General features: G+C 70.7%; 13 protein-coding genes. 3 read left to right on the top strand and 10 right to left on the bottom strand.

Translation table 11 applies throughout. The features are described from left to right. Position 1: 1 nt before the first annotated feature. The 3 genes from ACGFZA_RS03910 to ACGFZA_RS03900 all read right to left on the bottom strand — a co-directional run bounded on the left by ACGFZA_RS03910 (position 2) and on the right by ACGFZA_RS03900 (position 3067). Positions 2 to 682: an AIM24 family protein gene (locus ACGFZA_RS03910; protein WP_385275392.1), complete on the bottom strand. Its 681-nt coding sequence runs from the start codon at positions 680 to 682 to the stop codon at positions 2 to 4. 11 nt (positions 683 to 693) lie between these two features. Further along, positions 694 to 2310: a TerD family protein gene (locus ACGFZA_RS03905; protein WP_385275394.1), complete on the bottom strand. Its 1617-nt coding sequence runs from the start codon at positions 2308 to 2310 to the stop codon at positions 694 to 696. Between the two features lie 133 nt (positions 2311 to 2443). Next, the gene (locus tag ACGFZA_RS03900; protein WP_385275397.1) at positions 2444 to 3067 is read right to left on the bottom strand and encodes a M48 family metallopeptidase; all 624 of its coding nucleotides are present in this window, start codon (positions 3065 to 3067) and stop codon (positions 2444 to 2446) included. Positions 3068 to 3269: 202 nt separating this feature from the next. Here ACGFZA_RS03900 and ACGFZA_RS03895 point away from each other — a divergent pair, with 202 nt between their 5' ends. Further along, the gene (locus ACGFZA_RS03895; RefSeq protein WP_393676943.1) at positions 3270 to 4415 is read left to right on the top strand and encodes a ThiF family adenylyltransferase; all 1146 of its coding nucleotides are present in this window, start codon (positions 3270 to 3272) and stop codon (positions 4413 to 4415) included. Positions 4416 to 4456: 41 nt separating this feature from the next. After that, on the top strand, positions 4457 to 5986 hold the full coding sequence (locus ACGFZA_RS03890) for an ABC1 kinase family protein (protein WP_393676941.1): 1530 nt from the start codon (positions 4457 to 4459) through the stop codon (positions 5984 to 5986). Positions 5987 to 6094: 108 nt separating this feature from the next. On the opposite strand, the gene ACGFZA_RS03885 is transcribed toward ACGFZA_RS03890, so the two are convergent. The 5 genes from ACGFZA_RS03885 to ACGFZA_RS03865 form a co-directional block, all read right to left on the bottom strand. Continuing rightward, entirely contained in the window at positions 6095 to 6298 is a 204-nt protein-coding gene (locus ACGFZA_RS03885) for a hypothetical protein (protein WP_385275406.1), read from the bottom strand. A 354-nt stretch (positions 6299 to 6652) separates the two neighbouring features. Beyond that, a complete protein-coding gene (locus ACGFZA_RS03880) occupies positions 6653 to 6976 on the bottom strand; it encodes a hypothetical protein (RefSeq protein ID WP_385275797.1) in 324 nt (107 codons plus the stop codon). A 32-nt stretch (positions 6977 to 7008) separates the two neighbouring features. Continuing rightward, positions 7009 to 7377, bottom strand: coding sequence for a WhiB family transcriptional regulator (locus ACGFZA_RS03875; RefSeq protein ID WP_326738612.1), 369 nt, complete (start codon positions 7375 to 7377; stop codon positions 7009 to 7011). 173 nt (positions 7378 to 7550) lie between these two features. Next, a complete protein-coding gene (locus ACGFZA_RS03870) occupies positions 7551 to 7886 on the bottom strand; it encodes a hypothetical protein (RefSeq protein ID WP_385275410.1) in 336 nt (111 codons plus the stop codon). Positions 7887 to 8052: 166 nt separating this feature from the next. Next, complete coding sequence (locus tag ACGFZA_RS03865) at positions 8053 to 10242, bottom strand: ATP-dependent DNA helicase UvrD2 (protein ID WP_385275413.1); 2190 nt, start codon at positions 10240 to 10242, stop codon at positions 8053 to 8055. A gap of 221 nt (positions 10243 to 10463) precedes the next feature. Between ACGFZA_RS03865 and ACGFZA_RS03860 the strand changes: the two genes are divergently transcribed. Then, positions 10464 to 10721 (top strand): glutaredoxin domain-containing protein, encoded by a 258-nt coding sequence (locus ACGFZA_RS03860; RefSeq protein WP_326738609.1) that lies wholly within the window; start codon positions 10464 to 10466, stop codon positions 10719 to 10721. 639 nt (positions 10722 to 11360) lie between these two features. Here ACGFZA_RS03860 and nudC read toward each other — a convergent pair. Together nudC and ACGFZA_RS03850 are read right to left on the bottom strand one after the other, a co-directional pair. Beyond that, a complete protein-coding gene (gene nudC, locus ACGFZA_RS03855; RefSeq protein ID WP_385275416.1) occupies positions 11361 to 12305 on the bottom strand; it encodes an NAD(+) diphosphatase in 945 nt (314 codons plus the stop codon). 44 nt (positions 12306 to 12349) lie between these two features. Beyond that, positions 12350 to 13744 (bottom strand): dipeptidase, encoded by a 1395-nt coding sequence (locus tag ACGFZA_RS03850; protein WP_393676936.1) that lies wholly within the window; start codon positions 13742 to 13744, stop codon positions 12350 to 12352. Position 13745 lies beyond the last annotated feature (1 nt).

Here is a 13745-nt window from a genome sequence, read left to right as displayed (position 1 = left end):
GTCAGGCCCGGACGCGCAGGCGGTCGGTACTGTCCTCGCTCGGCTGGACGACGACGATCCCCTGGCCGGAGAAGGCCATCTGGAACGCCTCGCCGCTGCCCCGCCCGATGAGCGAGGATGCCTTGAAGCTGCGCTTGCCCTTCACCTTGAGGTTCGGGGACCACGCGACGAGGGCGTCCGGGTCGACGTACGTCTCGTCCTCGCCGCGTCCGCAGTCGACGACGATCGGCGTACCGCGCGAGGTGATCGCGACCCAGCCGGTGCCGGAGATGCAGACGTTCCACAGGCCCTGGCCGGCGAACTTGGCCAGTCCCTTGACCCTTTCGACGCCCCAGGTGAGGTGGCTGTCGAAGGCGAGGACGTTGGTGCCGTTGACCGAGAGGGAGTCGTTGTTGAGATTGATGACGACCACATCGGCGCCGTAGTCGGCGAGGTAGAGCAGCCCGTCGCCGGCGCACTTCATCAGGGGCGCGCCCTCGCCGGTGATCCACTGCGAGGCCATCTGACGGACGGCCGGCGGGTTGGGCTCGTACTGGATGAAGCCCTCGTACGCCACCATCGAGCCGGTGCGCGCGTACAGGTCCTGGCCGGTCGCCATGGCGACCTTCAGCATCGAATGGCCGTGGTTCTCCATCCGGGCCGTGACGGGGGTCGGGGCGTAGCCCGCGAGTTGCTGATTCATGACGGGCTCCCTCAGACCTCGTAGGGCTGGACGACGATGAAGTTGCCGGGGGCTCCCCGGAACTGGAGGTTCACGGTCTCTCCGCTGTGCCCGGGGTACGCGTTGCGGCGCAGCCGGACCTGGCTGGAGATGATCACCTGGGACGCGGCCGACCACGCCACGACGGCGTTGCAGTCGGCGAAGGTGGTCGGGGTGACCGGCAGGACGACGGGGACACCGTGCGTCTTGACGACGATGGTGCCGGTGCCCTGGAACTGCATGGTGAACAGGGCGCCGCCGGGAATGCCGTGGCCCTCGATCCTGCGGACCTCGTACTGGAGCGACTCGTCGAAGGCGAGGACGCTCTCCGCCGAGACGCAGATGCCGTCGCCCTGGAGCTCGATGGCGTGCAGATGGGAACCGTCCTCGGCGAGGAAGACCTGCCCCCGGCCGGTACAGCGCATCAGCTGCATTTCCTGACCGGTGGCGTTGCCGACCATCCGGCCCGCGAAGCCCGCGCCCTTGTAGCCGAAGTCGACCTTGCCCTGGTACATCACCATGCTGCCCTGCCGGGCCAGCACTCCCGCTCCGCCCATGGTGAGGTCGACGCGCATGAGCTGCTGGTTCTGCGGGGTCCAGCGCTGTCCGGTGGCCGTCTCCTTGTACGGCTGGAGCGCGGCCAGCAGACCGGCTCCGGCCTGCGGCGCACCCTGCGGCACACCTTGGGGCATTCCGGGCGGCTGCTGCCCGAACGGATTCGGGGCCGGCTGCCCGTACGGCGCGGGGGCCGGCTGTCCGAAGGGAGCGGGCGCCTGTGCCGGGACCTGACCGAACTGCGGCTGCTGGGGCGGCTGCACCGGCTGCCCGTACGGAGCGGGCGCGGGCGGCGGCGGAACGACGCCACCCTGCGGAGCCAGTGGCGCCGCTATGGTCGGCGCGGCATGGATCTGCTGATGCTGCGGAGTGGGGGCCGGTGCCTGGGCAGCCGGTGCGCCGAAGGAAGGCGCGGGCTGCGGGGCCTGCGGCGCGGCCGGGGCTCCGAACGACGGCGGCGCCGCAGCCTGGGCCGGCGGAGCGAACGACGGGGCCGCGGCCTGGGGCTGCGGAGCGGCCGGGGCCTCCTCGGCGACCTCGCCGCCGAAGTTCTTCAGCAGCGCGTCGAGCCCGCCGTCGAAGCCCTGGCCGACGGCGGCGAACCGCCATACGTCCTTGAGGTAGAAGTCACCCAGCATCACCGCGCGCTCGGTGGTGAACTCCGAGCCCGTGAAGGCGTACCTGACGACCTCTTCGCCGCCCGCGACGATCCGGATGTACCCGGGACCGACCTGGGACATCTGTCCGGCGCCGTCCAGCGTCGCGGTGAAGGAAAGCTTGTGGATGTTCGCCGGAATGCGGTCGAGCGTGACGCGGAAGGACTCCGTGTCACCTGCCTGCGCGCCGAGGAGCTGAATGGACTCCTCGGGCGATTTCGGCTGATTGAAGAAGATGAAATAACGGTCGTCGGAGAGCTGCTCATTGACATCGAGGCCGAAGCAACTGATGTCAAAGGTCAGCCCCGGGCCGGCGATCTGCACACCTACGTACAGGTCCGTCCCCGGCGTGAGATCGCTGATCTTGGCCTTGTGGCCGCGTTGGAATTCCCTGGCCATGCGTAACGACCGTCCCCCATCCGGAAGGTGAATGCGTCGCGTCAGGCTAACCGCAAAGTCCGGCATTGGGCCAAGCCGGTACAGACCCGGTACAAAATCGCGAACGTCACTCGCCGCGCGCGGCGGGCGAACGTCACTCGCCGCGCGCGGCGGGCAGGTGGGGCAGCCGGTCGGCGGCCACCACCCCTTCGAGATAGCCGCGAGCCCGCTCGGTACGGGGGTAGGCATCGAGGAGCCGCCAGAACCGCGGCCCGTGTCCGGGCACCAGAAGGTGGGCCAGCTCGTGGAGGAGCACGTAGTCGACGACGTATTCCGGCATGCCCTGCAGCCGGTGCGAGAGCCGGATGCTGCCCTCGGCCGGGGTACACGACCCCCAACGGGTGTTCTGGTTGGTCACCCAACGCACCGAGACGGGCCGGGCCCGGCTGTCGAGGTACTGGGCGGACAGGCGCTCCGCCCGCTCGGCGAGCTCGCTGTCGCCGAGGATCCGCTTGTTCTCCTGAGCGGCGAGCTTGTCGAGCATCACGCTCACCCAGCGCTGCTCCTCGGCCTCGGACATCCGGGCCGGAATCAGCACGATCGTGCGGTCGCCCTCGCGGTACGCGGAGACCGTTCTGCTGCGGCGGGCGCTCCTGCGGACCTCCACCGCGCTCGTCGCCGAGACACGGGTCGGATGATCAGCCGCACTGCGCCGGCGGGTTCCGGCGCCGCGCGCGGAAGTCTCCCCGGCGAAGCCGGGTGACGAGTCGGCGGGCACGCCACGACGTTACCCGCTGTCAGTGGGGGAAGTCCCGCCTCCGGCACGGTTCACACATGATCCACCCCATGGCATGCACCATTTGAACGACTAATACCCCCGCCTGTGGATAACTTTTCGCACGGTTCCGCGGCTCGCCTCATTCTGGCAATGGATCTCACGCAGCCACTCAGCGACAGAGCCACACAGACCGGAGGAAGCCGTGCATCCGATGTTGAAGCCCGCACTGCGCCGCGCATGGCGTGGCACTGGCACCGTGCAATTCGGCGTGACACCTGCGCACGCCGTCAAAGTCGGCCCGATGGATATCGCGACCGGCTGTTTCCTGGACCTGCTCGACGGGACGCGCGGGATGCCTCTGCTGCGCGAAGTAGCCAGGACCCTGGACCTGAACAATCATCAAGTGGACACGCTCGTGGCGCGGTTGATGGATGCCGGACTCATCGACGACGTGCGGGCGGGCGGCCCGGAAGCCGATGCGTTACGGAACCGGACGGACGTCCTGGAGCGCCATCGACCCGACCTGGCGTCACTCTCCGTCGTCCATCCCGAGCCAGGAGGGGGGATGCGCCGGCTGGCGGCCCGACGCTCCATGCGCGTTCAGGTACGGGGAGCGGGCCGGGTCGGTGCGGCAATCGCGGCGGTGCTCTCCGGGGCCGGGGTGGGCCGCGTCGAGGTGCTGGACGGCGGATGCGCCGAACCGTGCGACGTATCGCCCGCGGGCCTGCCGGCCGCTGCGGTCGGCGAGCGTCGGGACTCGGCGGCGCGGCAGCTGGTCCGCCGCTCCTCCCCCGGTCCTGCGCCGCGCACCGGGCAGTCCCCGGCCGGGCGTGCGGGTGGCGAGCCCGGCCTGTCCCTGATCGTCGTCGCCCCTCGCGACGGCCTCTCCGGCTACGTTCCCGATCAACGCACCGCCGAACCGTGGATCACATCGGGCACACCCCATCTCTACGCAGGGGTCATCGAGGCCACCGGGTTCGTCGGCCCGCTGGTGCTGCCGGGAGGCACGGCCTGCGCGGGCTGCCTCGATCTGAACCGGCGGGACCGGGACCCGCAGTGGCCGCGGATGCTGGCTCAGTGGCAGTCCGGGCGCCGCACCGCCGTGCAGGCGTGCGACCTGGCACTCGCGACAGCGGTGGCGGGGCTCGCGGCATCCCATGCGCTGGCCTTCCTCGACGGCGAGCTGCCGGCCAGCACCGGGTCGCGCTGGGAGGCCGCACTGCCGCTGTTGGACTGGCGGTCCGACCAGATCGGGGCGCACATCGACTGTTCCTGTGGAGCGGGTGGGCACACTGAGGGGGTGCGCACCTCCGGGGCCGGCACGGCGCACGACACAATGGCCGGGTAACCGCCGCATGCAGCGCGGCAGTCTGGGATTTGGAGGGGCATATGTCTGATCTTCCCCGGAAGGCGGTCACCCGAACCGCCAAGCTGGCCGCGCTGCCTTTGGGGTTCGCCGGCCGTGCCACGTGGGGCCTTGGCAAGCGCATCGGCGGGAAGTCCGCGGAGCTGGTCGCCCGCGAAGTGCAGCAGCGCACCGCCGATCAGCTCTTCAAGGTGCTGGGCGAGCTGAAGGGCGGGGCCATGAAACTGGGGCAGGCCCTGTCGGTCTTCGAGTCCGCCCTGCCGGAAGAGGTCGCAGGTCCCTACCGGGCGGCCCTGACCAAACTGCAGGAGGCCGCCCCTCCCCTGCCGAGCGCCACGGTCCACGCGGTACTGGCGGAGCGGCTCGGCGAGGAGTGGCGGGAGCTGTTCCTGGAATTCGAGGACAAGCCCTCGGCAGCCGCCTCGATCGGGCAGGTACACCGGGCGGTGTGGCACGACGGCCGGAAGGTGGCCGTGAAGGTGCAGTATCCGGGCGCCGGTGAGGCGCTGCTCTCGGATCTCACACAGCTCAGCCGGTTCGCCAGGCTGCTCGGCCCGCTGATCCCCGGCATGGACATCAAGCCGCTGATCAAGGAGCTGCGCGACCGGGTGTCCGAGGAGCTGGACTACGAGCAGGAGGCGCAGTCGCAGCGCAGGCACGCCGAGGAGTTCGCGGACGATCCCGATGTGGTGGTCCCCGGGGTGGTCCACCAGTCCGACCAGGTGCTGGTCACCGAGTGGATCGACGGTGTGCCGCTGGCCGATGTGATCGCCGACGGGACTCCCGAACAGCGGGACCGGGCCGGGCAGCTGCTGGCCAGGTTCCTTTTCTCCGGGCCCGCTCGCACCGGACTGCTGCACGCGGACCCGCACCCGGGCAATTTCCGGCTGCTGCCCGCGGCCCCCTCCGTCGCGACGGACGGCGAGGGCGACCTGGACGATGCCATGGACTCCGGTGCGGCTCGGTGGCGCCTCGGGGTACTGGACTTCGGCACGGTGGACCGGCTGCCGGGAGGGCTGCCGCAGACCATCGGGGACTCCTTGCGGCTGACGCTCCAGGGGGATGCGGCCTCCGTGTACGAGCTGCTGCGTGAGGAGGGGTTCGTGAAGGACTCGATCGACCTCGAACCGGACGCGGTCCTCGACTATCTCCTCCCGATCATCGAACCGGCCGAGGTGGACGAGTTCACCTTCAGCCGGACCTGGATGCGTCAGCAGGCCGCCCGCATAGCGGACCCGCGCTCTCCCGCTCATCAGCTGGGCAAGCAGCTGAATCTGCCGCCTGCCTACCTGCTGATACACCGGGTGACGCTGAGCACGATCGGGGTGCTGTGCCAGCTCGGCGCCACGGTCAGGCTGCGCGAGGAGCTGGAGTCCTGGCTCCCGGGGTTCCTGCTTCAGGACGAAGAAGAACAGGACGAAGCAGGACAGGCGGAGGAAGAGCAGGCCGAGGAGGACTGGGCCGAGGAGGAGTGGGCCGAGGATGCTCCGACCGGGTTCGAGGCGGCGGAGCCCACGGCTGGCGCAGCCGCGGCCGGCGCGGAGTCCAAGTAGCGGGCCTGCGGCTGGGTAGGAGCGCGGCGGGCAGACCTGCCCCCACCCCGCCGGAGTCCAAGTAGCGGGCCCCGACGGGGTAAGAAGGCGGCGGGGCGGCCCGGCCTGTCACCACCAGGCGGAGTCGAGGCGCCCCTCGATGGCCCTGATGTGGGTGCGCGCGCAGTCGTCACAGTAGTAATGGCGACTGCCGTTCTCCACGGAACAGAGCCAGGTCGGCGGTGCGGTATCGCTCCCGGAGCGGGTGCCGCACCGGGCGCATACGACTTCCTCGGAACCGCCCGCTCCGGGGCGATGAGTCTGCTCGTCCACCTCGTGACGATAACTCCGCCGTCGCCTTCCGGCTCGTCGCGGCAGTGCGCCCCCGCACCGCAGCCCGCAACGCGCAGCCCGCAGCCCGCAACACGCAGCCCCACGGCACCGGCCCGTCACACGGTCCGCCCACCGCACCGCCGAGCGCCCGGCGACCGGCGACCGGCGACCGGCGACCGGCAACGACGACCGGGCTTTCGGCCGCGGACAGCACCCGGAAACGCAAACGACCGCGGGGCCGGTCCGAGTGGACCGGCCCCGCGGTAGGGGTACTGGCGGTGCGGGTACTGCTTGCTGGGGAGCAGAGAGCGGCTGTCCCTCGGCAAACAGTGCCGGTGTGCGCTCCTGCTCAGGTCAGTGCATGACCGCCATGGCCAGCGCACGGCGGGCACGCATCGAGGCGCGCTCGGCCCGGCGCTGCATCCGCCGCGCGTTGATCAGGCGCACGGCCTGACGTTGCGCGTCGGCTTCCCGCAGGCGGTCGTGCATATGCGCACGAGCCAGGGCTTCTGGGATGAGTTGCATTTCGCGGGTCCTGTTCTGACGCGAGTCGTTCGCGCCGATGATGGTGACGTCCGGTGTCGCGGAGCCGACGGGCTCCCTCGTGGGGATGGTCATTGGTGCCTGGTTTCGGGGGTCGTGGGTCAGGGGACGGTCGATGGTTCCGATGCGATTCATGGGCTTGGGGGCCGTGACCCCCAGGTCGGCGGTCACGCCGCGACCGGGTTCTTGCGCGGACGGCCACGCGGACGCTTGCGAGCGACGACGACGCCCTGGATGAAGAGCTCGCCACCCCAGACACCCCACGGCTCGCGGCGCTCCTTGGCGCCGGCGAGGCAGGCCTCGACGAGCGGACAGGTGCGGCAGAGGGACTTGGCGTACTCGACGTCGGCCGGCGACTCGGCGAAGAAGACCTCGGGGTCGTAGGAACGGCAGGGGACGGGCACGCCGAGGTTCTCGATGGCGTCGTCGAGCGCGGTGAGCGCAGTGAGCGGGATCAAGGTGGAGTCCTCCGTGAGGCCGGGCGGGGAGATCGTTTCGGAAGGCGGTACGGACGGGGCGTGCGCTTCGAGTTGCACGGTGGTGGTGTCCTCGTCTGGTCGTTTCCGGCCTGTTGGCCGGGGGGCGGCTGGTACCAGGTCTTGCTTGTCCCGAGGCTCCTTCGCGCTGTCTCGTCCGTTCGGACAAAACAAAAGGGCCGCGGATCCCGAGTGGGGTTCCGCGGCCCTGAAGGCGCCGGCCTGATCGTCGATCAGGCTGGATCACTCCAGGGTTCAGGCCCACGGAAGGCCCACATCGTGTGGTGGTGCGTCGTCTGCTTCTTGGCTCCGGCTTCCGCTCCCGCACCGACGGCCGCAAAGGCATAGGCCTGGGCCTGTCCCTTCGCTACTGCTGCTGCCGGTGCCTGGGTCGGTCGCTCATTACGCTCCCGCACGGGAAGGCTTGCCAGGGACAGCGGGCTGACGGCGGAAATGCCGGACATACCGGTGCCACGCAGCGAGGAAGCCGAAGAGCGGGCGAGGCCGAGCGAGCAGGCGGAGACGACCGAGAGATCGGTCATTTTGTTGGTCTCGATGATGCTGATCACTTCAATCGCCTCCTCTCGGCGTCTCGGGCGGACCGGCCGAACCGGTCCTACGTATTCGGATAAGTACAGCACAGGATCAGGGCTTCAGAGAAGTCGCTGTTCCCGTGGGTAAGAACCTATGGTGATGACTGGGGCGCGCGCAAACTATTTTTTCGACGAGTTTTTCTCACATCTCCCCGTCGGCCTCCGCAGCCCCCTCGGCACCGTCCCCACCTGCACAGATGTCCAGCACGGCGGCGCCGAACCGGCCCAACTTCCGCGCGCCGACCCCGGAGATCCCGGCCAACTCGCCCTCGCTTGCGGGCACTGCCTCGGCGATGGCCATCAGCGTCTTGTCGGTGAACACGCAGTACGCGGGCTGGCCGATGTCCTGCGCCCGCGCCGCGCGCCAGTCGCGCAACCGCTCGTACAGCGCCTCGTCCATGTCTGACGGGCAGTCGTCGCAGCGCATCAGCTTCATCTCGCCGGCGTCGGTCAGGGTCTTGCCGCAGACCCGGCAGAGTGCGGGTCCGCGCCGCTTGCGCCGGACCGCGGCCGGACGCTCGATCCCGCCGCTGCCGCCGGCGGTCGCCCGGCCGCCGAGCGCCGTCGAACCAGGACGCATCCCGTTCAGGAACCGGCTCGGGCGGCGGCCCGCCCGGCCACCGGGTGAGCGCGCCAGGGACCACGACAGGGAGAGGTGGAAGCGGGCCCGGGTGACGCCGACGTAGAGCAGCCGGCGCTCCTCCTCGATCTGCTCGTCCGTCTTGGCGTAGGTGATCGGCATCATGCCTTCGGTCAGCCCGACCAGGAACACGGCGTCCCACTCCAGGCCCTTGGCCGAGTGCAGCGAGGCCAGCGTGACGCCCTGGACCGTGGGGGCGTGCTGGGCGGCCGCCCGCTCGTCCAGCTCGGCGACCAGGTCGGAGAGGGTCGCGCCCGGCCTCGCCTGTTCGAAGTCCTCGGCCAGCCTGACGAGGGCGGCGAGGGACTCCCAGCGGTCGCGCACCGCTCCTGATCCGGCGGGCGGCTCGCTGCTCCAGCCCTTGGTGGAGAGCACCGCCCGCACTTCGGAGGGCAGCCCCTCCGCGTCGTCCAGCAGGGAGTCGTTGCCCCCCGCCCTGGCCGCGCCGCGCAGCGCGACGCCCGCTTCGCGTACCTCCGGACGTTCGAAGAACCGCTCCGCGCCCCTGAGCTGGTAGGGCACTCCCGCGTCCGCGAGGGCCTGCTCGTAGACCTCGGACTGGGAATTGACCCGGTAGAGCACGGCGATCTCGCCGGCCGGGACACCGGCAGCGATCAGGTCCCGGATACGGCGGGCGGTGCCCTCGGCCTCGGCGGGCTCGTCCGCGTACTCCAGGTAGGCGGGTTCGGGGCCGGACTCGCGCTGCGAGACCAGTTCGAGCCGGTGGTCGGCGGCCCGGCCGCGGGCCTGGGAGAGCAGCCCGTTGGCCAGATGGACGACCTGGGGCGTGGAGCGGTAGTCCCGGACGAGCTTGACCACGGTGGCCCCGGGGTGGCGCGTGCGGAAGTTGAGCAGATGGTCGGGGGTGGCTCCGGTGAAGGAGTAGATCGTCTGGCTGGCGTCGCCGACGACGCAGAGGTTGTCCCGGTCGCCGAGCCAGAGGTCCAGCAGCCGCTGCTGGAGCGGGCTGACGTCCTGGTACTCGTCGACGACGAAGTGCTGGTACTGGCGGCGCACGTGGTCGGCGATGTCGTGGCGGTCCTGCAGGATGCCGACGGTGAGGAGCAGGACGTCCTCGAAGTCGATCACCGTGCGGTCGCGCTTCAGCTGCTCGTACATCGCGTAGACCTGGGAGATCTCGGCAGGATCGCGCGGGGCGTCCCGCTGGGACTTGGCGACCACGGCCGGATAGTCGGCGGGCACGGTCTGGGTGACCTTGGCCCACTCGATCTCGCTCGTGACATCGCGCAGCTCGTTGCGGTCGAGCCGGATGCGGCAGCGGGCCGCCGCCTCGGCGACCAGCTGGACCTTGCGCTCCACCAGCCGCGGCAGCTCGCCACCGACTGCTTTCGGCCAGAAGTACTGGAGCTGGCGCAGCGCCGCGGAGTGGAAGGTCCGCGCCTGCACCCCGCCCGCGCCGAGCTGGCGGAGGCGCCCGCGCATCTCGCCGGCCGCGCGGTTGGTGAACGTGACAGCGAGCACACTCGACGGCTGGAGTATTCCCGCGCGCACCCCGTAGGCGATGCGGTGCGTGATGGCCCGCGTCTTGCCCGTACCGGCTCCGGCCAGCACGCAGACCGGGCCCTGCAGGGCCACGGCGACCTCGCGCTGCTCGGGGTCGAGCCCGTCGAGGACGGCGTCGGCGGAGTCGGGGACCTGGGGGAAGAGGCTGGAGTGCGTTGCTGATGTCACCCCGCCATGCTGCCAGGTCGGAAGGGGCGGAAGAGGAAGTTGTCCACAGGGACGTCCCGTCAGTCGTACTAATCGGAGGCGGGTCCGGGAATGGTGGCCAGGTCACGTGCGTTGTCCCTCCGTGCGGCAACCCATGTCCCCGTCTCGCCGTGTGACGGACGAGACGCAGAACGGGATGTGGCGGGATTGCCGGGACCGATGAGACAGAGGAGCGCGAAGACATGCCGGGCACTGTGACGATGTACAGCACCACGTGGTGCGGCTACTGCCGTCGGCTCAAGGGCCAGATGGACCGCGAGGGCATCGCGTACACCGAGATCAACATCGAGCAGGACCCGGAGTCGGCGGCCTTCGTCGAGAAGGCGAATGGCGGAAACCAGGTGGTTCCGACGGTTCTGGTGACGCCCTCCACCGGCGGTGAGAACGTCGTCATGACGAACCCGAGCCTGGCCCAGGTGAAGCAGGCCCTCACCGCCTGACCCCGCCGCACAGCACCCCCCCCCTCCGGACAAGACCGCATCGGAGGGGGCGGTGCTGTATGCGGAGGCGGACGGCGCGCGGGCTGTGGACGGTCTGCGGGCTGCGGGCTGCAGGTTGAAGGCTGCGGACCGGCTGCGGGCTGCGGACGGTCTGCGGGCTGCAGGTTGAAGGCTGCGGACCGGCTGCGGGCTGCGGACGACTACTGGTTGCCGACTGCGATGAGGTGGGGCGGGGCCGGGCGGGCGCCGGCCGTACACGTGCCCTGGAGCGCCTGAGTCCGCCCTGCCCGGAGCGCCTGCAACAGCCGCGCCCGGGAGGCCCGAGACCGGCCCCGCCCGGACCACACGGTGTCCGTCACAGATCGTGGGCGGCGCGACGAGCGTGGACAACGCGGCGGCGTCGGGTCTTCCGGCGACGAACAGAACCGGTGCCGGGAAGTCCCGTAGGCGGTCCCGCACGTCGAGGGTCTTGTACGCCCGCCAGGTGGCGGCCCGGTCGGCCGGATCGACACGGCGGATGCGCTCATTGGCGAACCGCACGCCCCGGCCGTCGTCGGCAAGTGCCTCCGCGGTGAACCGGTGGGTGAGAGTGGGTGCGACCTGCGCGGCCCTGCCGTCGGCCCCGCCCGCGCGGGCGGGTCAGCTCGCCCGGACCGGCCTCGGGAGCGGCTTGCCGTACCAGATCTCGATCAGGCGGGCCGCGATCGAGATGCCGAACGGCGGCAGGATCTCGCCCGACTCGAAGGCGGCCGTCAGCTCCTCGCGGGAGAACCAGCGGGCCTCCTCGATCTCCTCGCCGTCGACGTTGATGTCGAACGTCGTGGCCCGTGCCATGAAGCCGAGCATCAGGCTGGAGGGGAAGGGCCAGGGCTGGCTGGCGATGTACTCGACCTCGCCGACCGTGATGCCCGCTTCCTCGAACACCTCGCGGGCCACGGACTGCTCGATCGACTCGCCCGGCTCGACGAAACCGGCCAGCGTGGAGAACCGGCCCTCGGGCCAGTGCACCTGGCGGCCCAGCAGGGCGCGGTCCTGGTCGTCGGTGACGAGCATGATGACGGCCGGGTCGGTGCGCGGGTAGTGCTCGGCGCCGCAGGCCTGGCAGCGGCGGATGTGGCCGGCCGCCGCGATGACCGTGCGTTCGCCGCAGCGCGAGCAGAAGCGGTGCAGCCGCTGCCAGTTCTCCAGCGCGACCGCGTGCACCATCAGGCCGGCGTCGCGGGCGCCGAGGAGCAGGCCCGCCTCGCGCAGGCCCGCCGGGCGCGCCGACTGGTCCATGCGGCCCGGCAGCGTGTCCTTCTGGAGGGCGAAGTAGCTGACGCCGTCGTCATCGGTGCCGAGGAAGTAGCGGTGGGTCTCGGTGACCGGGGCCTCGAAGGCGGGAGTCATCACGAGTTCGGTGCCGTCGGCGGTGTCGTCGATCAGCACCTGCCCGCCGGAGACGACGAAGACACGGGTCGTCGGGTGGCTCCACGCGGCGGACAGCCATGCCTCGTCGAGGCGGTGGTGCGCCGCGCGGTCGATACCGCTCGGCGCGGTCAGACCGATGGGCCGGTCCGTGGTGGCGTTGTCGAAGGTGCTCACAGGTGCTTCCTACTCCCCCGGGATGGATCGGGTGTTCAGAGGATTCAGCGGAGTGCGGCTGCCAGTTCACCCCAGAGGTGGGCGGTGGTCTCCACACCCTTGAACAGCAGGTCGAGTTCGACCTTCTCGTTGGGGGCGTGCCAGCCGTCGGACGGGACGGAGATGCCCAGGAAGAGGACGGGTGCGCCAAGCACGTCCTGCAGGTCGGCGGCGGGTCCCGAGCCTCCTTCGCGGGTGAAGAGGATCTTCTGGCCGAAGGCCCGTCCCATCGCGCGGGCCACGGCCTGCAGCGCGGGGTGGTCCAGGGGCGTCAGGCAGGGGCGGGTGGCCGGGAGGAAGGTGATCCGGTGGCGGATTCCGGCCGGGATGCGGTCCTCGGCCCAGGCCTGCACGGCTTCGCGGACGCGGTCGGGGTCCTGGCCGGCGACCAGGCGGAAGCTGATCTTGACTCGGGCGGAGGACGGAATGATCGTCTTGCTTCCGGCGCCCTGGTAGCCGCCGCCGATGCCGTTGACCTCGGCGGTGGGGCGGGCCCAGATCCGCTCCAGCGTGGAGTAGCCGGCCTCGCCGGACGCGGCCCCGGACTTGGCGGTGCGCAGCCAGGTGGCCTCGTCGAAGGGCAGCTCGGCGAAGAGCGCGCGTTCGGTGTCGGTGAGTTCGGCCACGCCGTCGTAGAAACCGGGGACGGCGACCCGGCCGTCGGCGTCGTGGAGCGCCGCGACGAGTCGGGCGATCTCCGTGGCGGGGTTGGGGACGGCGCCGCCGAACGATCCGGAGTGGATGTCCTGCGCCGGCCCGTGCAGCTCGATCTCGCACTCGGCGAGGCCGCGCATGCCGGTGCAGACGGTCGGGGTCTTCTCGTCCCACATGCCGGTGTCGGAGACGATCACGGCATCGGTGGTGAGGCGTTCGGCCCGCTGCTCGACCAGGGCGCGGAAGTGCGGGGAGCCGGACTCCTCCTCGCCCTCGACCAGGAGCTTGAGGTGGACGGCGGGGGCCGTGCGGCCGGTGGTGGCGAGGTGGGCCCGGACGCCGAGCGTGTGGAAGAACACCTGCCCCTTGTCGTCGGCGGCGCCGCGCCCGTACATCCGGCCGTCGCGGATCACCGGTTCGAACGGATCGGTGTCCCAGCCGTCCTCGCGGGCGGCGGGCTGCACGTCGTGGTGCCCGTACACGAGGACGGTGGGGGCGTCGGGATCGTCGGAGGGCCATTCGGCGAAGACGGCGGGTGCGCCGTCCGTCTCCCAGATCTCCGTGACCGGGAAGCCGGTCTCCCGCAGCTTGGCGGACAGCCACGCGGCACTGCGCCGTACGTCCCCGTCGTGCTCCGGCTGCGCGGATACGGAGGGGATGCGCAGCCACTCGGCGAGGTCGTCGAGGAAGGCGGCGCGGTGCTGCTCGGTGTACGTACGGACGGCGCTGTCCGGGGTGTCGCTCATG

This window comes from Streptomyces sp. NPDC048211, assembly GCF_043202315.1.
Lineage (GTDB): Bacteria > Actinomycetota > Actinomycetes > Streptomycetales > Streptomycetaceae > Streptomyces.
The sequence above is the reverse complement of the archived record's forward strand: the minus strand, read 5'-3'. Positions and strand labels throughout refer to the sequence as shown.

Bases quoted from the DNA above. Each gene is read 5' to 3' on its own strand.
- ACGFZA_RS03890 (WP_393676941.1), top strand. From the start codon at position 4,457: ATGTCTGATCTTCCCCGGAAGGCGGTCACCCGAACCGCCAAGCTGGCC.
- ACGFZA_RS03860 (WP_326738609.1), top strand. From the start codon at position 10,464: ATGCCGGGCACTGTGACGATGTACAGCACCACGTGGTGCGGCTACTGC.
- ACGFZA_RS03850 (WP_393676936.1), bottom strand. From the start codon at position 13,744: ATGAGCGACACCCCGGACAGCGCCGTCCGTACGTACACCGAGCAGCAC.
- ACGFZA_RS03880 (WP_385275797.1), bottom strand. From the start codon at position 6,976: ATGAATCGCATCGGAACCATCGACCGTCCCCTGACCCACGACCCCCGA.
- ACGFZA_RS03910 (WP_385275392.1), bottom strand. From the start codon at position 682: ATGAATCAGCAACTCGCGGGCTACGCCCCGACCCCCGTCACGGCCCGG.
- ACGFZA_RS03905 (WP_385275394.1), bottom strand. From the start codon at position 2,310: ATGGCCAGGGAATTCCAACGCGGCCACAAGGCCAAGATCAGCGATCTC.